This window comes from Bradyrhizobium sp. NBAIM14 (assembly GCF_020193895.1).
GTDB classification, from domain to species: Bacteria; Pseudomonadota; Alphaproteobacteria; order Rhizobiales; family Xanthobacteraceae; genus Bradyrhizobium; species Bradyrhizobium yuanmingense.
The window spans coordinates 282,162-298,426 of the sequence record NZ_JADYVQ010000002.1 but is presented as its reverse complement, the minus strand read 5'-3'; the positions used below and the strand labels follow the sequence as shown (position 1 = coordinate 298,426).

Below are 16,265 nucleotides of genomic sequence, written 5' to 3'. Positions count from 1 at the left end.
GATTTCCGATCTTGATCTCTAATACCAGAGGTTGCTCCTGCGGTCGACTTGGCGAGGCTGTCATGCGCGTGGCCGTTTTGCGGCAATTCACCGCCGCCCAGATTTGCGTCCTGATCTTCACAACCGCTCTCGGCGTGTCATCGTGCGCCGCGGAGGGGTTGCGGCGCTATCGCGCGCCGATCGGTGAGAGTTCGATTTCGGGAATTTCGTCGGGCGCGTTCATGGCCGTTCAGTTCGGCACGGCATGGTCGTCGGTGATCAAGGGCGTCGGTGTGGTCGCGGGCGGCCCTTACTGGTGCGCAAAGGCGGACGCGTTCGACGCCGTCACCTGGTACTGGGGGCCGATCCGGCGGGCCACGGGTGCATGCATGAAAGGGCCGGCGTCGGATCTGAATCCGAGGGATTTTACGGCAAAGGCCGACGCGAAGGCCGCAGCGGGCGAGATCGACCCTCTCAGCAATGTAGGCAGGCAGAAGATCTATCTCTTTCACGGCTACAATGACGCGATCGTCGACAAGGCCGCGACCGATGCGGCCGCCGATTTCTATCGCCATTATCTGGGGGATGCTAATCGCGGCAACTTGTTCTATCAGGCCACGCTCGGCGCGGGCCACTCGTTCGTCGTGGCGAAACAGGGTGCACCCGGGCTCAACGACTGCAAGGCCAACACGGCGCCCTATATCGACCAATGCGGCTATGACCAGGCCGGCGTCATCCTGCAGCATATTTACGGCCGCCTGAATCCGCCCAATGCCGCGCAGCTTGCAGGTTCGGTGAAGAGCTTTGATCAATCGATCTATACCACGCCGCATCTGCCCGACGCGTTGAGCATGGGCGATACCGGCTATGTGTTCGTACCCAGGGATTGCGAGCAGGGCAGTCCGTGTCGCGTCCATGTTGCGCTCCACGGATGCAAGCAGGACGTCGCCGATATCGGACGCAAATTCGTGGATGAGGCCGGCTACAATGAGTGGGCGGACACGAACCGCATGATCATTCTCTATCCGCAGACCAAGACCAGCCCATACTGGCCAAGCAATCCGCAGGCCTGTTGGGATTGGTGGAGTTACGTCAACCATCAGGATAGCTACGTGACGAAGTCCGGATCGCAAATCAAGGCGATCAAGGCGGTGCTGGATGCGCTCACGGCCGCTGCCGCGGCGCCCGCCGGCGCGACCGCGCCCTCGCTATCGGCGCCGCAGTCGCTCACGGTGATCGATACGTCGGATAGCGGCGCTGACCTGGCCTGGTCTCCAGGAGACGACGGAACAACCTACCGGGTTTCGCGTGCGGGACCCGATGGTGCGTTCCAATCGGTTGGCGACGTGACAGGCGCGAGCTTTGGGGATTCCGGTCTGACGCCGCAAACAACATATCGATGGCGTGTCTCGGTCATTCTGAACGGGGCGGTGGGCCCGAGCTCCGAGGAGGCGACCGGCACCACGCGATCGACGCCTCCTCGCTGCGCTAATCCCGGCTCCTGCCCGATCGCCAAATAGCGAACCGAGTAACCGCCCCAGCCTGGAGGCGGCCAGCGGGAGGTGAGGTCTCGTGTCCCGGCTCTGCGACGCAGCGCTGGCGCGCTGCCCCTTGTCCGGGACACGAGAGTGAGGCTAGTCCTTCACCTTCGGATCGATCGGCGTCGTACCGCGCAGGCCCAGAATATCCTCCAGCACCTTCGCTCCGGCGATCACCTGCGCGTCGGCGCGCGGCGCGCCGACCAACTGCACGCCGACCGGCAGGCCCGAGGCCGTGAAGCCGCAGGGCAGGGAGAGAGACGGGCAGCAGGCCAGCGTGATGGCGTAGACGATGCCGAGCCACTCGACGTAGTTTTCGAACCTCTTGCCGGCGCATTCGGCGACATAGCGATGCTCGATCGGGAAGGGTGGAACGATCGTGGTCGGCGTCAGCAATAGATCGTAGCTCTTGAAGAACTCGACTGCCCGCGCCGTCATGCCGACGCGCTGCGCCTCGGCGCGCGCGAGCTGCTCGACTGTGAGCTTCAGACCCTCCTCGATGTTCCAGATCACCTCGGGCTTGAGCAGGTCGCGCTTGGTGCGCAACAGATTGGCCTTGGTGATCGCAAAGTCGAAGGCGCGCAGCACGTGGAAGCATTCATGCGCCTCGCGCCAGTCCGGATGCGCCTCCTCGACGATGGCGCCGGCTTCGGCGAAACGTTCGGCGGCCTTTCGTGTGATCGCCTTCACTTCGGGATCGACCGGGGTGATGCCGAGATCGGGCGAATAGGCGATGCGCCTCGGCCGCTTGCCCGCCTGGGCCGCCGACAGGAACGAGGTTGCGGGAGCCGGCAGCGACAGCGGATCGTCGGCATAGTCGCCGCTCATGGCATCCAGCAGCAGCGCGAGATCCTCGACGTTGCGCGCCATCGGGCCGACCACGCCGAGATTGCGATCGATGCCGGACTTTGGGGTATGCGCGACGCGGCCGATGCTAGGCCGCATGCCGACGACGCCGCAGAAGGCCGCGGGGCTGCGCAAGGATCCGCCCATGTCGGAGCCTTGGGCGAGCCAGGCCATGCCGGTTGCCAGCGCCACCGCCGCGCCGCCGGAGGAGCCCGCGGCCGATTTCGTCGTGTCCCAGGGATTGAGCGTCGGACCGAACACCTCGTTGAAGGTGTTGGCGCCGGCGCCGAATTCCGGCGTGTTCGACTTGGCGTAGACGACCGCGCCGTTGGCCTCGAGGTTCTCGACCATGAGGTCAGACTTCGCGGGGATGTTGTCCTTGAAGATCGGCGAGCCCTGCGTGTTCAACACGCCTGCAACGTCGGTCAGATCCTTGATTGGCACCGGCAGCCCGGCGAGCAGCCCGCGCGCGCCGGCCGGCTTCTGCATCAGTGTCTTCGCACTCTCCCGCGCGCGATCGAAGCACAGCGTCGGCAGCGCGTTGACCTTGCCGTCGACCTCCTGGATGCGCGTCTCCACCACGTCCAGGAGCTCGAGCGGCGAGACGTCGCCGGAGCGCAGCTTGTCGACGACGGTGCAGGCGGTTTCGCGGATCAGATCCTGGGACACTTAGTTTGCTCCTGTCCTTATTCGAGGGCTCGTCATTGCGACGAGCGAGTTGACTAAGCAATCCAGACCGTTGCTACAGAGGCATTCCTGGATTGCTTCGCTGCGCTCGCAATGACGAGAATAGAGTTAACCCCACCCGGCGCTGATGCCGCCGTCGACGGTGTAGATCACGCCCGACGTATAGCCGGCGCGATCCGACGCCAGGAACGCCATGAGGTCGCCGATCTCGCGCGCATGCGCGGGACGGCCGAGCGGCAGGCTCTTCTGGAATTCCTTGTAGCGGCTCTCGTCGCCGAACTGGTGCTTGGCCCGCGTCTTGAGCAGGGTGACGTGGCGGTCGGTGCCGACGGGGCCGGGATTGATGCCGACCACGCGGATGTTGTCGCCCAGGCTCTTGCCGCCGAGCGCCCGTGTGAACGCCATCAGCGCGGCATTGCCGGCGCTGCCGCAGATGTAGTTGGCGTCGAACTTCTCGCCGGCCGCGCCGATGTCGTTGACGATGACGCCGCCGCCCCTGGCTTTCATCTGGGCGTAGATGTAGCGAGTCAGGTTGATATAGCCGAACACCTTCAATTCCCAGGCGTGCCGCCAGGTCGCCTCATTGATCTTGTCGATCGAGCCGCCGGGGATGTCGCCGGCATTGTTGACGAGGACGTCGATGTCGGCGGCTTCCTTCGCCAGCCGGGCCACGTCGTCCTCCTTGCGCAGATCGACGATGCTCGTTGTGGCGTCGATCTGGTGCGCGGCGCGCAAACGGTCGGCCAGCGCCTTGAGCTGATCGCCGCTACGCGCCGCGAGGAGGAGATGCGCGCCTTCCTCGGCGAAGGCCTCGGCGGCGGCTGCGCCAATGCCCTTGGACGCGCCGGTGATCAGGACGCGCTTGCCGCGCAGATGCAGATCCATGGGGATACTCGTTCGTGGGAACAGGATCAAATCAGTAGGCGCTTGGCCGCGCCATGGTCAACATTGCAGTGCAGCGTTGCACTGCCGCCGCGTTTGGTCCATTGCAGTGCAGTCAGAAGGCGGCGACTGCCGGACCAACCAAGGACGTTCTCGATGAGCAAGAAGCAATACCGGATCGCGGTCATTCCCGGCGATGGCATCGGCAAGGAGGTGATGCCCGAGGGCCTGCGCGTTTTGGAGGCGGCGGCGAAGAAGCACAACGTCTCGCTGCATTTCGACCATTTCGACTTCTCGTCTTACGACTATTACGAGAAGCACGGCCAGATGATGCCCGACGACTGGAAGGAGAAGATCGGCAAGCACGATGCGATCTATTTCGGTGCGGTCGGCTGGCCGGCCAAGATCCCGGACCACGTCTCGCTGTGGGGCTCGCTGATCAAGTTCCGCCGCGAGTTCGACCAGTACGTCAACCTGCGCCCGGTGCGGCTGATGCCCGGCGTGCCGTCGCCGCTGGCGGGGCGCAAACCCGGCGACATCGATTTCTGGGTGGTGCGCGAGAACACCGAAGGCGAATATTCCTCGGTCGGCGGCCGCATGTTCCCGGAGACCGACCGCGAGTTCGTGACGCAGCAGACGGTGATGACCCGTACCGGCGTCGACCGCATCCTGAAATTCGCCTTCGAGCTCGCGCAGTCGCGGCCCAAGAAGCACCTGACCTCGGCGACCAAGTCCAACGGCATCTCGATCACCATGCCCTATTGGGACGAGCGCGTGGAGGCGATGGCCAAGAAGTTTCCAGGCGTGAAGTGGGACAAGTACCACATCGACATTCTCACCGCGAACTTCGTGCTGCATCCGGACTGGTTCGACGTCGTGGTCGGCTCCAACCTGTTCGGCGACATCCTCTCCGACCTCGGCCCGGCCTGCACCGGCACCATCGGCATCGCTCCGTCCGGCAACATCAACCCGGAGGGCGATTTCCCATCCGTGTTCGAACCGGTGCACGGCTCGGCGCCCGACATCGCCGGCCAGGGCATCGCCAACCCGATCGGCATGATCTGGTCCGGCGCGATGATGTTCGAGCATCTCGGCGAGAAGGAAGCCGGCAAGTCGATCGTCGAGGCGATCGAGCGCACGCTCGCCGAACGCACGCTGCGCACCAAGGATCTCGGCGGCAATGCCGACACGACGGCGTGCGGCAAGGCGGTTGCGGATATGGTGGATTAGTTCGCCGCCTCACCCTCTCCCCTTGTGGGAGAGGGTGGCTTCGATGCGAAGCATCGAAGACGGGTGAGGGGTCTGTTTCCGCAGATGCAGACCTATCAGCCGTAAAATTGTTCGCCGAGAGAACCCCTCATCCGGCGCCATAGCCGAAGCTTCGCTTCGGCGTTCTTAGGAACGGCGGCCCAAGGCCGCCTATGCCACCTTCTCCCACAAGGGGAGAAGGGAACGGCAGCAGTGCTTTGGCCTACGACTACACATACGACTTCCGCGACGGATCGAATATCGGCGGATAGTCGTTCTCGTCGAGCAGATCGAGAAACGGATCGAGCCCCCTGGACTTGATCAGCCCGAGCTCCTGATGCGAGATCAGATTCACGGTCAGGATCTCCACCGGATCGCCCGCAATCTCCAGCGCCTCGGCGATCTCCTTGTCGGGTCCGATGATCGGTGTGAGCAACAGGAACGTCTGGAAGTCCGTTCCTGCAACCGGCGGCCACGGAAGCGCGACGCGATGGCCGAAGCCGAACCAGGTCGTGTCGATGAACGGCAGATTGGCCAGCCAGCGCAGATTGGCGCAAACGTCCTGCGTCGGCTCGCGGACGTACCACATCAGCTCGGCCCGGGGCTTCGCGTCGCCGGGGACGCCGTGCATCCGTTGCTCGCTCATCCCGTTTGTGAGAAGGACATAACCTTCGTCGGAGCCCTCCTGGCAGACCGGGACGAAATCGCGGCCGAAGGCGTGGATGTCGATGCGGCGCTCTGCGTTATCAGTGAATGTGCGCTCGGGCTCGCCAAGCTCGCTCTCGTAGATGGCGAGCCGTTGCCGGTAGAGATCGGATCCGGGCGACGGAAGGTTTGAGCCGGACACGAATTTTGCGAGACGGGAGAGCATGCGAACCTCGGGCGGATGCAATCGGATATCCGCATTGTCGCAAGGTCATGCGGGGCGGTTCAAACCCGTGCCGCGAGCACGTCGACATTTCGCCGCCGTCCAGTCTCTCTTGCGCGATTGGTCATGAGGCGCGAGGCGACGCCGAGGAGCGCGCCTCGCTCCGATCAGCTCGCGATCTTCTCGATGGCCGTCTGTTCCAGCCCGAACTTCTTCCCGGCATCCAGGATCTCCTGCCAGGTGGTTGGGTCGACCGGGATGCCCTCGGCGAGACGTTTCTTCTTGATCTCGCGCTCCGGCTCGCCCGCGATTCTGACCTTGTCGATGCCGGGGGCAGGCGGCGAGCCGGTGTGCCAGCTCACGAAGCTCTCAACTTCGCGTGCAAGGTTCTCGCCGGTGCCGAGCTTGCCCGGATCGATGACGATCGAGAGCATGCCGTTAAGGACGTTGTACTTGCCGTCGGACGAGCCCTTGACCACCTGGCCGCCGGAGAGCGCGCCGCCGAGGATCTCGCACACCAGCGCAAGGCCCGAGCCCTTGTGCTCGCCGAACGGGAGGATGGCACCGTAGGGCGGGATCACGGTGTAGCGCGGATTGATCGTGGGCTTGCCTTCGTGATCGATGATCGTACCGGCCTCGAGCTCGACACCCTTGTTATGTGCAACACGGGTCTTGCCCTGCGCGATCCTGCTGGTGGCGAAGTCAAGCACAATGGGATCCTTGCCGGCGCGCGGGATGCCGACGCAGAACGGGTTGGTGCCGTGGCGTGCGTCGCTGCCGCCCCAGGGCGCCACGATCGGCCGCGAGATCACGTTGACGAAGTGGATCGAGACCAGGCCGTGGTCGATGCACTGCTCAGCCCAGTGGCCGATGCGGCCGATGTGATGCGAATTTGAGAGGCCGACAAGGCAAACACCGTTCTTCTTTGCGCGCTCGGCCGCGAGCTCCATCGCTTCATGGCCGATCACCTGGCCGTAGCCGGTGAGGCCGTCGAGGGTGAGAAGCGGGCCGGTGTCGAGCACGATCTTGACGTGCGAATTCACGGCGAGGCCGCCATTGGTGACGCTCTGGACGTAGCGCGGAATCATGCCGACGCCGTGCGAGTCGTGTCCCTTCAGATTGGCTTCGACGAGATTGGTGGCCACGAGCTCGGCCTCGCGGTCCGAGGAGCCGCCGGCCCTGACGATGGCATGGATGGCCTTGGTGAGCGACTCTGCCTTGATGATGCGATAGTCGGCCATTGTTGTTGCTCTTATCCCTTCACGATCCGGCGGCAATGGACCAACGCCGCTTCAATCAGGTTCTCGCTCGCCTCCGGTGTGCGGAAGGCCGAATGCGCCGACAACGTCACGTTCGGCAGCTTCGTCAGCGGATGATCGCCGGGCAGCGGCTCGATGTTGAAGACATCAAGGCCGGCGTGGCGGATATGGCCGGACTTCAGCGCCTCGATCATGGCGGCCTCGTCGACAACAGCGGCGCGGGCGGTGTTGATGAGAATGACGCCGCGTTTCATAGCAAGGATCTTCTCGCGCGTGATCATGCCGCGCGTCTCGTCGTTGAGCAGCAGGTGCAGCGACACCACGTCGCTTCTCGCCAGCACGCTGTCGAGATCGGTAAATTCGACCCCCGGATAGCTCTTCGGCGAACGGTTCCAGGCGATCACCTTCATGCCGCTGCCGGACGCGATGCGCGCGACCTCCGCGGCGATGCCGCCGAAGCCGATCAGGCCGAGCGTCTTGCCGGTGAGCTGCATGCCGTCCTCCCGCAGCCAGTTCCCGGCGCGCATCTCGCGGTCCATCATCGCAATGACGCGGGCCGACGCCCACATCAGCGCGATCGCGGATTCCGCAACCGCCGTGTCGCCGTAGCCCTTGATCAGATGCACGGAGATGCCGAGCTCGGCGAGCTCTTCCGGATTCATGTAGCTGCGCGCGCCGGTACCGAGGAACACGACGTGCTTCAGCCCGGTGCATTTCTTCGCGACTTCGGTCGGCAGTGCGGTGTGGTCGACGATCGCGATCTCGGCGCCGTCGAGAATATCAGGATATTGCTCGGGCGTGATGTCGGGATTCCTGTTGATCCGCACCTTGGGATCACCAGGCTTCTCCAGCCGCTCCATGATCACGGCCAGCGATTCATTGGCGTCGACGAAAACTCCGCGCATGGTTCTCTCCGCTCAGGATGCGACGCCGGCGACTGCCAGCACGGTATGCATGAGGACGTTGGTGCCCGCGGCGCAGTCGCCCTGCGTCGCATCCTCCAGCTCGTTGTGGCTGATGCCGTCCTTGCAGGGCACGAACACCATCGCCGCCGGCATGATCGTGTTGAGGTTGCAGGCGTCGTGGCCGGCGCCGGAGGTGATGCGGCGCGAGGAATAGCCGAGCGTCTTAGCGGCGTTCTCGACGGCAGCAATCAGCTTCGGATCGAAATGCGTCGGCGGCTTGCGCCATACCAGATCGATCTTGACCTCGACCTTGCGGCGCGCGGCGATCTCGGCGATTGCCGCCCGCAGATCGCGGTCGAGCGCATCCATGATGGCGCCATCGGCACTGCGGCAGTCCATGGTGAAGGCGATCTCGCCGGGAATGACGTTACGCGAGGGATTGGCGATGACGGCCTCGCCGATGGTGCCGACGGCGTTCGGTCCGTGCTTCCTCGCAATCGACTCCATCGCCAGCACGATTTCGGACAAGGTCGCCAGCGCATCGCGCCGCAGCGGCATCGGCGTGGAGCCCGCATGGCTCTCGAAGCCGGAGATCTTGCCGTCGTACCAGAGCACGCCCTGGCCGGAATCGACCACGCCGATGGTCTTGCCTTCGGCTTCCAGGATCGGCCCCTGCTCGATGTGCAGCTCGACGAAGCAGCCGAGCTTCTGGAAGCCGACCGGCTTGTCGCCGCGATAGCCGATGCCGTCGAGCGCCTGGCCGACGGTGGTACCCTCGGCGTCCTTGCGCGACAAAATGTCGTCTGTGGTGAAGTCGCCGACATAGGCGGCGGAAGCCATCATCGCCGGTGCGAAGCGCGAGCCTTCCTCGTTGGTCCAGTTCACGACGCAGATTGGCGCCTCGGTTTCGATGCCGGCATCGTTCAGCGTGCGAATCACCTCCAGCGCGCCGAGCGTTCCCAGGATGCCGTCATACTTGCCGCCGGTCGGCTGGGTGTCGAGGTGCGAGCCGATGCCGACGGGCAGCTTCGACATGTCGCGGCCCTTGCGCAGGCCGAACTGTGATCCGAGCGCGTCGACGTGGACTTCCAGTCCGGCATCCTCGCAGGCCTTGCGGAACCAATCGCGCACCTGCTTGTCTTCACGGCTCAACGTCAGCCGCCGCACGCCGCCTTTGGCCGTCGCGCCGAATTGCGCGGTCTCGTGGATGGAGCCCCACAGGCGGGCGGAATCGATTTGCAGGTTGGTCGCGGCTCGGCTCATGCGGTCGTTCTCTCTTTTGTCCGGCGCCTTTTTCAATGACGCGCCTGTGCGGGCGCGTCAACCGCGAGGCTGCTCTGCGCAATTTGCCGTGCAAGCTCGGCGACGCGCTCCACGGCGACGACATCGGGCGAGGCCAGCCAGCTCGCGGTGAAGGTCAGCGGCGCGATGGAAAGATCGGTGTCGAGCAGCTGCAGCCGTCCGTCGGCGAGCTCGTTCTCGACGATGGCGTCGGGGATCACGGCGATGCCAAGGCCCTCGACCGCCATGTGGATGACGGTCGCCAGCGAAGCGGACGCATGCAGGCGGATCGGCGGCAGCTCCGGCCGGTCGAACACCTCGCGCACGACCTCGTAGGGCTTGGTCTTGCGCGGGAAGGTGATGATCGGAAACCGCGCGAGGTCCGCCGGCGTCACCGGGCCCTTGCCGAGCCCGAGCGAGGGACTCGCGAGGAAGCCGATCGGATAATCGGCGAGCACGCGGTTGTGCACGCCGGAGGCGGACAGCGGTCCGACCACGAAGGCGAGCTCGATCTCCTGTGCGAGCAGGCGCGCGGTGAGGTTCGGCGTGATGTCGACCTCGATCTCCAGCGACAGGTTCGGATAGACCTCGTTGACGCTCTTGACGAGCCGCGGCAGCCAGGTGTGCACGATGGTCTCGGCGACGCCGAGCCGCATCACGCCGCGCATCGCCGAAGCATCGCCGATCTCCGCCATCATCGCAGCGCGCAGGCCGATCAGCTTCTCCGCATAGACCATCATCTGCCGGCCGCTCGGTGTCGGTGAGGCGATGCGATGATCGCGGTTCAGGAGCTTCACGCCCATCTCGCGCTCGAGCTGGGCGATGCGCTGGGAGATCGCCGGCTGGGTGGTGTTGAGCCGTTGCGCGGCGCCACGGAAGCTACCGAGCTTCACAACCCATAGGAACGTCTCGATCGACCTGAAGTCCAGCATTGGAAGGATTTCCCCAGTCGATAAATCAGATTTATCGAGATTGATTAGAAACGAAGATTAGACTTTATAGCACGCTTGGTGTTGGCTTGTCTTTGTCGAGTTTATAGGCAGGTCGATCACATGACTGTTTTGGTGGCAGCGCAGCAGACTGAAACACCCGACGCCCTCCCGAGCCGCAAGGCCCGGCTCGCCTACCGCGAGGGGCTGGCCGCCTCCACCGCCGGTGTCGCCCCCGGATACGTCCAGGGCAATCTGGCGATCCTGCCGGCGGAATATGCCGGTGCCTTCCACCGCTTCTGCCAGCTCAATCCCAAGCCGTGCCCGATCATCGGCATGTCCGACGTCGGCAGCCCTTACATCCCCTCGCTCGGCGCCGATCTCGACATCCGCACCGACGTTCCGCGCTACCGCGTCTGGCGCGACGGCGAGGTCGTGGACGAGCCCACCGACGTGAAGAGCTACTGGCGCGACGATCTCGTCACCTTCGTGCTCGGCTGCTCGTTCTCGTTCGAGGAGGCGTTGCTCGAGGAGGGCATGCCGATCCGCCACATCGAGAAGAACGTGCGCGTGCCGATGTACCGCACCAACATCGCCTGCGGTGTATCAGGTCCGTTCGCCGGTCCCATGGTGGTGTCGATGCGTCCGTTCAAGCCGGCCGATGCGATCCGCGCGGTGCAGATCACCTCGCGCTATCCGGCCGTGCACGGCGCGCCCGTGCATCTCGGCCATCCGCATCTGATCGGCATCAAGGATATCGCCAAGCCCGACTACGGCGATCCGGTGCCGGTCGCCGACGACGAGATCCCGGTGTTCTGGGCCTGCGGGGTGACGCCGCAATCGGTCATCAACGCCGCGAAACTGCCGTTCGCGATCACGCATTCGCCCGGCCTGATGCTGGTGACCGATCTCAAGAACAGAAACATGGCCGTGATTTAGTGGGCAGCGTCTGCTGCTTCTTCGGGCTTTACCGCATCCACCAATCGCTTCATTCGATCAGCCGAAATTCAGTAACAGGGGACTTTGCCATGACGATCACTCGCCGCGACGTGTTGTTGGGGGCCACCGCCACTGCCGCCCTAGTGCCGCTGGCAGCGCGCGCACAGAGCTCGGAAGTCGTGATCGGCGTGATCTATCCCTTCTCCGGCGGCAGCGCGCAGCAGGGCGTCGACGCGCAGAAGGCCTATGAGACCGCGCTCGAAGTCATCAACAAGGACAGCGATTTCGACCTGCCGCTGGCGAAGGGCGAAGGCCTGCCGGGCCTCGGTGGCGCCAAGATCCGACTCGTGTTCGCCGACCATCAGGCCGATCCGCAGAAGGGCCGCGCCGAGGCCGAGCGCCTGATCACGCAGGAGAAGGTCTGCGCCGTCATCGGCACTTACCAGAGCGCGGTGGCCGTCACCGTCAGCCAGATCTGCGAGCGCTATCAGGTCCCGTTCCTGTCCGCCGACAATTCCTCGCCGAGCCTGCACCGCCGCGGCCTGAAATATTACTTCCGCGCCTCGCCGCACGACGAGATGTACTCGGCTGCGATGTTCGACTTCTTCGACGCCATGAAGAAGAAGGGCACCAAGATCGAGACGCTGTCGCTGTTCCACGAGGACACCATCTTCGGCACCGATTCCGGCAATGCCCAGACCAAGATCGCCGGCGAGCGCGCCTATAAGATCGTCACCGACATCAAGTATCGCGCCAACTCGCCCTCGCTCTCTGCCGAGGTGCAGCAGCTCAAGACCGCCAATGCCGACGTGCTGATGCCGTCGAGCTACACCACCGACGGCATCCTCCTGGTCAAGACCATGGCCGAGCTCGGCTACAAGCCGAATGCGATCGTGGCGCAGGACGCCGGCTTCTCCGAGAAGGCGCTCTACGATGCCGTCGGCGACAAGCTCGAAGGCGTGATCTCGCGCGGCACCTTCTCGCTCGACCTCGCGCAGAAGCGGCCGATGGTCGGCAAGATCAACGAGATGTTCAAGGCCAGGTCCGGCAAGGATTTCAACGACCTCACCTCGCGGCAGTTCATGGGCCTGATCATCCTCGCCGACGCCATCAGCCGCGCCAAGTCGACCGACGGCGAGAAGATCCGCGACGCGCTGGCCGCGACCGACATCCCGGGCGAGAAGACCATCATGCCCTGGAAGCGCGTCAAGTTCGACGAGATGGGCCAGAACAACGACGCCGATCCGGTGCTGCTGCAATATGTCGGCGGCAAGTTCGTCACCATCTTCCCGCCGCAGGCCGCGATCGCCGAGGCGATCTGGCCGATGAAGTAAGCGCTGCGGGGGCAGCGGAGCAGGCGCTGTGGGAAGCAAGCTGCTCCCACACCGTCATTGCGAGGAGCGAAGCGACGAAGCAATCCAGACTGCTTCCTTCGAAACATTTCTGGATTGCTTCGCTTCGCTCGCAATGACGAAGCCTGTCGTGACGTTTCGAACGGGGGACCAGAGTTGACAGCCCAAGCCATTATCCAGAGTCTCGCGAGCGGCCTTCTGATGGGCCTGCTCTACGGATTGATCGCGGTCGGCCTCGCGCTGATCTTCGGCCTGATGGACGTCACGAACTTCGCCCATGGCGAGTTCCTGATGATCGCGATGTATCTGTCCTTCTTCCTGTTCGCGTTCTTCGCGATTGATCCCTTGCTGTCGGCGCCGTTGGTCGCTGCGGCACTCTTCATATTCGGAGCGGTCGTCTACCTGCTCCTTGTACGCTTCGCCATGCGGGCCAAGGCCAACGCCGGCATGGTGCAGATCTTCACCACCTTCGGCCTCGCCATCGTCATGCGCGGCCTTGCGCAGTATTTCTTCACGCCGGACTATCGCAGCATTCCGCAGTCCTGGCTCGGCGGCAAAACCATCTCGGTCGGCGGAATCTTCCTGCCGGAGCCGCAACTGGTCGGCGCGCTGGTCTCGATCGCCGCTTTTGCAGGTCTCTACTTCTTCATCCACCGAACCGATTTCGGCCGCGCGATCGAAGCGACCCGCGAGGATCCCGGTGCAGTCGCGCTCGTCGGCATCGACAAGAACCGCGTCTTCGCGTTCGGCTGGGGGCTCGGCGCCGCGCTGGTCGGTCTCGCCGGCGCGATCATGGCGGTGTTCTTCTACATCTATCCCGACGTCGGCGCGTCCTTTGCGCTGATCGCCTATGTCACGGTGGCGCTCGGCGGATTCGGCAGCGTGTTCGGCGCCTTCGCCGGCGGCATCATCGTCGGTCTCGTCGAAGCGGTCACCGCGCTGGTGCTGCCGCCGTCGCTGAAATCGGTCGGCATTTACTCGGTCTATCTGCTGGTCGTCTTCATCCGGCCGCGCGGCCTGTTCGGATCGATGTGATGGACAAGGATTTTGCAGCGCGGCGCCGCCGCAACCTCATCATCGCCGCAGCGCTCGCTACCATTGCCGCGCTGACGCCGTTGTTCGTGAAGGACGTCGTCGTCCAGAACATCCTGATCCTGACACTGATGTATGCGGGATTGTCGCAGAGCTGGAATATCCTGTCCGGCTATTGCGGGCAGATCTCGCTCGGCCACGCGCTGTATTTCGGCCTCGGAGCCTATACCACCGAGCTGCTGTTCACGAAGTTCGGCGTGCTGCCCTGGTTCGGCATGCTGGCGGGCGGGGTGGTGTCGGCGCTGATCGCGATGGGGCTCGGCTATCCCTTCTTCCGCCTCCGCGGCCATTACTTCGTGATCGCCACTATCGTCATCGCCGAAATCGGCTTGCTTCTGTTCCACAACTGGGAATGGGCAGGCGCTGCGATGGGTATCACCATTCCGATCCGCGGCGACAGCTGGCTGAAATTCCAGTTTCTGCGCACCAAGCTGCCCTACTTCTATTTCGCGCTGGCGCTGTGCTGCCTCGCCTGGTTCGTGACATGGTGGCTGGAAAACTCCAAATGGGGATTTTGGTGGCGCGCCGTCAAGGACAACCCGGAGGCGGCCGAGAGCCTCGGTGTCGACGTGTTCAATTCCAAGATGGGTGCGGCCGCGGTCTCCGCCTTCCTTGTCGCGGTCGGCGGCAGCTTCTACGCCCAGTTCGTCTCCTACATCGATCCGGAAAGCGTCATGGGCTTTCAGTTTTCGCTGCTGATGGCGCTGCCGGCCGTGCTCGGCGGTATCGGCACCCTGTGGGGGCCGGTGTTAGGGGCGGCCATCCTGATCCCGCTGACTGAGCTGACGCGCTTCAAGTTCGGCGGCTCGGGGCGGGGTGTCGACCTCATTGTCTACGGCACGCTGATCGTTCTGATCTCGCTGGCCCTGCCGCGCGGCCTGCTGAGCCTGTTTTCACGCCCGAAGAAGACGGGAGCTGCCCGATGAGCGCGCTGCTCGAAACCCGCGGCGTCTGGCAGCGCTTCGGCGGCCTCGTCGCCAACAGCGACATCTCGATCTCGGTCGGCCGCGGCGAGATCGTCGGCCTGATCGGTCCCAACGGCGCCGGCAAGTCGACGCTGTTCAATCTCATCGCCGGCGTGTTGCCGCCGACCCAAGGCTCGATTCTATTCGACGGCGAGGACGTCACCCGCATGCCGGCGGCCGCGCGCTGTCAGCGCGGCATCGGGCGCACCTTCCAGGTCGTGAAGAGCTTCGAGACCATGACTGTCATCGACAACGTCATTGTCGGTGCGCTCGTGCGTACCACCGTGATGCGCGAGGCGCGCCGCAAGGCGCATGAAGTGCTGGAATTCACCGGGCTCGCAGCGCGCGCCGACGTGCTCGCGAGCGACCTCGTTCCGGCCGAGAAGCGCCGCCTCGAAGTCGCGCGGGCGCTTGCGACCGAACCGAAGCTGCTGCTGCTCGACGAAGTCCTCACCGGACTGACGCCGACCGAGGCGCAGACCGGCGTCGCCTTGGTGCGCAAGGTGCGCGATACCGGCATCACCGTGCTGATGGTCGAGCACGTCATGGAGATCGTGATGCCGCTGGTCGATCGCGCCATCGTGCTCGATCTCGGCAAGGTGCTGGTCGAGGGCAAGCCCGCCGACGTCGTGCGCGATCCCAAGGTGATCAAGGCATATCTGGGAGATCGTCATGCTGTCGGTGCGTGAAGTCACCACCGCCTATCAGGGCCTGGTTGCGATCTCCGCGGTCTCGATCGAGGTCCAGAAGGGCGAGATCGTCTGCGTCGCCGGCGCCAACGGCGCGGGCAAGTCGACGCTGCTGAAGTCGATCGCCGGCGCCGAGCGTCCGCGCTCGGGCAGCGTGACCTTCGACGGCAAGCGCCTCGACGGCATGGCGCAGCATCACATCACGGCCACCGGCATCGCCTATGTGCCGGAAAACCGCCGTTTGTTTCCGCGTCTGTCGGTGCGCGACAACCTTCGCCTCGGCAGCTATCTCTACAGGGGCGAAGCGAACCGCGAAGAGCCGCTCGATCTCGTCTTCAAGCTGTTCCCGCGCCTCCAGGAACGTCTGGAGCAGCGCGCCGAGACGCTCTCTGGCGGCGAGCAGCAGATGCTCGCGATCGGCCGCGCGCTGATGACGCGTCCGCGGCTGTTGATGCTGGACGAGCCCTCGCAGGGCATCATGCCGAAGCTGGTCGACGAAATTTTCCAGGCGGTGAAGCTCATCCGTGACTCCGGCATGACCGTCCTCATCGTCGAGCAGCGCATGGCCGAATGCCTGGAGATCGCCGACCGCGCCTACATCCTGCAGACCGGCCGTGTGCTGATGCAGGGCGCAGCCAGCGAGATAAAGGGCAATCCGGATGTGCGGAAGGCATATCTGGGGCTGTAGCCGAATAGTATCGGGCACGCCCGCGCAACATACCCGGTGTCATCGCCCGACTTGATCGGGCGATCCAGTACTCCGAGACGTCAGAGATATGCGGAGAAGCCGCGGCGTACTGGATTCC

15 protein-coding genes are annotated in these 16,265 nt (G+C 64.3%); 8 read left to right on the top strand and 7 right to left on the bottom strand.

All coding sequences use genetic code 11. From position 1 onward, the window contains the following. Positions 1-62: 62 nt before the first annotated feature. Positions 63-1,499 (top strand): extracellular catalytic domain type 2 short-chain-length polyhydroxyalkanoate depolymerase, encoded by a 1,437-nt coding sequence (locus I6F28_RS07075; RefSeq protein ID WP_225139560.1) that lies wholly within the window; start codon positions 63-65, stop codon positions 1,497-1,499. Between the two features lie 114 nt (positions 1,500-1,613). Here the strand turns inward: I6F28_RS07075 and I6F28_RS07070 are convergent, their stop codons facing one another. Together I6F28_RS07070 and I6F28_RS07065 are read right to left on the bottom strand one after the other, a co-directional pair. Beyond that, on the bottom strand, positions 1,614-3,032 hold the full coding sequence (locus tag I6F28_RS07070) for an amidase (RefSeq protein ID WP_225139559.1): 1,419 nt from the start codon (positions 3,030-3,032) through the stop codon (positions 1,614-1,616). A gap of 126 nt (positions 3,033-3,158) precedes the next feature. Then, the gene (locus I6F28_RS07065; RefSeq protein WP_225139558.1) at positions 3,159-3,935 is read right to left on the bottom strand and encodes an SDR family oxidoreductase; all 777 of its coding nucleotides are present in this window, start codon (positions 3,933-3,935) and stop codon (positions 3,159-3,161) included. 153 nt (positions 3,936-4,088) lie between these two features. Between I6F28_RS07065 and I6F28_RS07060 the strand changes: the two genes are divergently transcribed. Then, positions 4,089-5,162 carry a tartrate dehydrogenase gene (locus tag I6F28_RS07060; protein ID WP_225139557.1) on the top strand — a complete coding sequence of 358 codons (1,074 nt, stop codon included), beginning with the start codon at positions 4,089-4,091 and terminating at the stop codon, positions 5,160-5,162. Positions 5,163-5,409: 247 nt separating this feature from the next. Here I6F28_RS07060 and I6F28_RS07055 read toward each other — a convergent pair whose 3' ends face one another. From I6F28_RS07055 to I6F28_RS07035, 5 genes are all read right to left on the bottom strand, one after another. Further along, positions 5,410-6,051, bottom strand: coding sequence for a suppressor of fused domain protein (locus I6F28_RS07055; protein ID WP_036004875.1), 642 nt, complete (start codon positions 6,049-6,051; stop codon positions 5,410-5,412). Between the two features lie 164 nt (positions 6,052-6,215). Next, positions 6,216-7,289 (bottom strand): malate/lactate/ureidoglycolate dehydrogenase, encoded by a 1,074-nt coding sequence (locus tag I6F28_RS07050; protein ID WP_225139556.1) that lies wholly within the window; start codon positions 7,287-7,289, stop codon positions 6,216-6,218. 11 nt (positions 7,290-7,300) lie between these two features. Next, complete coding sequence (locus I6F28_RS07045) at positions 7,301-8,212, bottom strand: NAD(P)-dependent oxidoreductase (RefSeq protein ID WP_225139555.1); 912 nt, start codon at positions 8,210-8,212, stop codon at positions 7,301-7,303. 12 nt (positions 8,213-8,224) lie between these two features. Continuing rightward, on the bottom strand, positions 8,225-9,475 hold the full coding sequence (locus I6F28_RS07040; RefSeq protein ID WP_225127336.1) for a Zn-dependent hydrolase: 1,251 nt from the start codon (positions 9,473-9,475) through the stop codon (positions 8,225-8,227). Between the two features lie 32 nt (positions 9,476-9,507). Next, entirely contained in the window at positions 9,508-10,425 is a 918-nt protein-coding gene (locus I6F28_RS07035) for a LysR family transcriptional regulator (RefSeq protein WP_036004923.1), read from the bottom strand. A 120-nt stretch (positions 10,426-10,545) separates the two neighbouring features. Between I6F28_RS07035 and I6F28_RS07030 the strand changes: the two genes are divergently transcribed. The 6 genes from I6F28_RS07030 (at position 10,546) to I6F28_RS07005 (ending at position 16,147) form a co-directional block, all read left to right on the top strand. After that, positions 10,546-11,361: a putative hydro-lyase gene (locus tag I6F28_RS07030; RefSeq protein WP_225139554.1), complete on the top strand. Its 816-nt coding sequence runs from the start codon at positions 10,546-10,548 to the stop codon at positions 11,359-11,361. Between the two features lie 89 nt (positions 11,362-11,450). Beyond that, a complete protein-coding gene (locus I6F28_RS07025; protein WP_036043192.1) occupies positions 11,451-12,695 on the top strand; it encodes an ABC transporter substrate-binding protein in 1,245 nt (414 codons plus the stop codon). Positions 12,696-12,869: 174 nt separating this feature from the next. Next, on the top strand, positions 12,870-13,748 hold the full coding sequence (locus tag I6F28_RS07020) for a branched-chain amino acid ABC transporter permease (RefSeq protein ID WP_036004931.1): 879 nt from the start codon (positions 12,870-12,872) through the stop codon (positions 13,746-13,748). Next, positions 13,748-14,731 carry a branched-chain amino acid ABC transporter permease gene (locus tag I6F28_RS07015; RefSeq protein ID WP_057027087.1) on the top strand — a complete coding sequence of 328 codons (984 nt, stop codon included), beginning with the start codon at positions 13,748-13,750 and terminating at the stop codon, positions 14,729-14,731. The genes I6F28_RS07020 and I6F28_RS07015 overlap by 1 nt, the downstream gene beginning before the upstream one ends. Continuing rightward, positions 14,728-15,459 (top strand): ABC transporter ATP-binding protein, encoded by a 732-nt coding sequence (locus tag I6F28_RS07010; RefSeq protein WP_225139553.1) that lies wholly within the window; start codon positions 14,728-14,730, stop codon positions 15,457-15,459. The genes I6F28_RS07015 and I6F28_RS07010 overlap by 4 nt, the downstream gene beginning before the upstream one ends. Then, on the top strand, positions 15,443-16,147 hold the full coding sequence (locus I6F28_RS07005) for an ABC transporter ATP-binding protein (RefSeq protein ID WP_061878149.1): 705 nt from the start codon (positions 15,443-15,445) through the stop codon (positions 16,145-16,147). Before I6F28_RS07010 ends, I6F28_RS07005 begins: the two co-directional genes overlap by 17 nt. Positions 16,148-16,265: the final 118 nt, after the last annotated feature.

What these genes read in the sequence shown, in the direction of transcription:
- I6F28_RS07075 (WP_225139560.1), top strand. Translation starts at nt 63, where the DNA reads ATGCGCGTGGCCGTTTTGCGGCAATTCACCGCCGCCCAGATTTGCGTC.
- I6F28_RS07065 (WP_225139558.1), bottom strand. Translation starts at nt 3,935, where the DNA reads ATGGATCTGCATCTGCGCGGCAAGCGCGTCCTGATCACCGGCGCGTCC.
- I6F28_RS07060 (WP_225139557.1), top strand. Translation starts at nt 4,089, where the DNA reads ATGAGCAAGAAGCAATACCGGATCGCGGTCATTCCCGGCGATGGCATC.
- I6F28_RS07055 (WP_036004875.1), bottom strand. Translation starts at nt 6,051, where the DNA reads ATGCTCTCCCGTCTCGCAAAATTCGTGTCCGGCTCAAACCTTCCGTCG.
- I6F28_RS07050 (WP_225139556.1), bottom strand. Translation starts at nt 7,289, where the DNA reads ATGGCCGACTATCGCATCATCAAGGCAGAGTCGCTCACCAAGGCCATC.
- I6F28_RS07045 (WP_225139555.1), bottom strand. Translation starts at nt 8,212, where the DNA reads ATGCGCGGAGTTTTCGTCGACGCCAATGAATCGCTGGCCGTGATCATG.
- I6F28_RS07040 (WP_225127336.1), bottom strand. Translation starts at nt 9,475, where the DNA reads ATGAGCCGAGCCGCGACCAACCTGCAAATCGATTCCGCCCGCCTGTGG.
- I6F28_RS07035 (WP_036004923.1), bottom strand. Translation starts at nt 10,425, where the DNA reads ATGCTGGACTTCAGGTCGATCGAGACGTTCCTATGGGTTGTGAAGCTC.
- I6F28_RS07030 (WP_225139554.1), top strand. Translation starts at nt 10,546, where the DNA reads ATGACTGTTTTGGTGGCAGCGCAGCAGACTGAAACACCCGACGCCCTC.
- I6F28_RS07025 (WP_036043192.1), top strand. Translation starts at nt 11,451, where the DNA reads ATGACGATCACTCGCCGCGACGTGTTGTTGGGGGCCACCGCCACTGCC.
- I6F28_RS07015 (WP_057027087.1), top strand. Translation starts at nt 13,748, where the DNA reads ATGGACAAGGATTTTGCAGCGCGGCGCCGCCGCAACCTCATCATCGCC.
- I6F28_RS07010 (WP_225139553.1), top strand. Translation starts at nt 14,728, where the DNA reads ATGAGCGCGCTGCTCGAAACCCGCGGCGTCTGGCAGCGCTTCGGCGGC.
- I6F28_RS07005 (WP_061878149.1), top strand. Translation starts at nt 15,443, where the DNA reads ATGCTGTCGGTGCGTGAAGTCACCACCGCCTATCAGGGCCTGGTTGCG.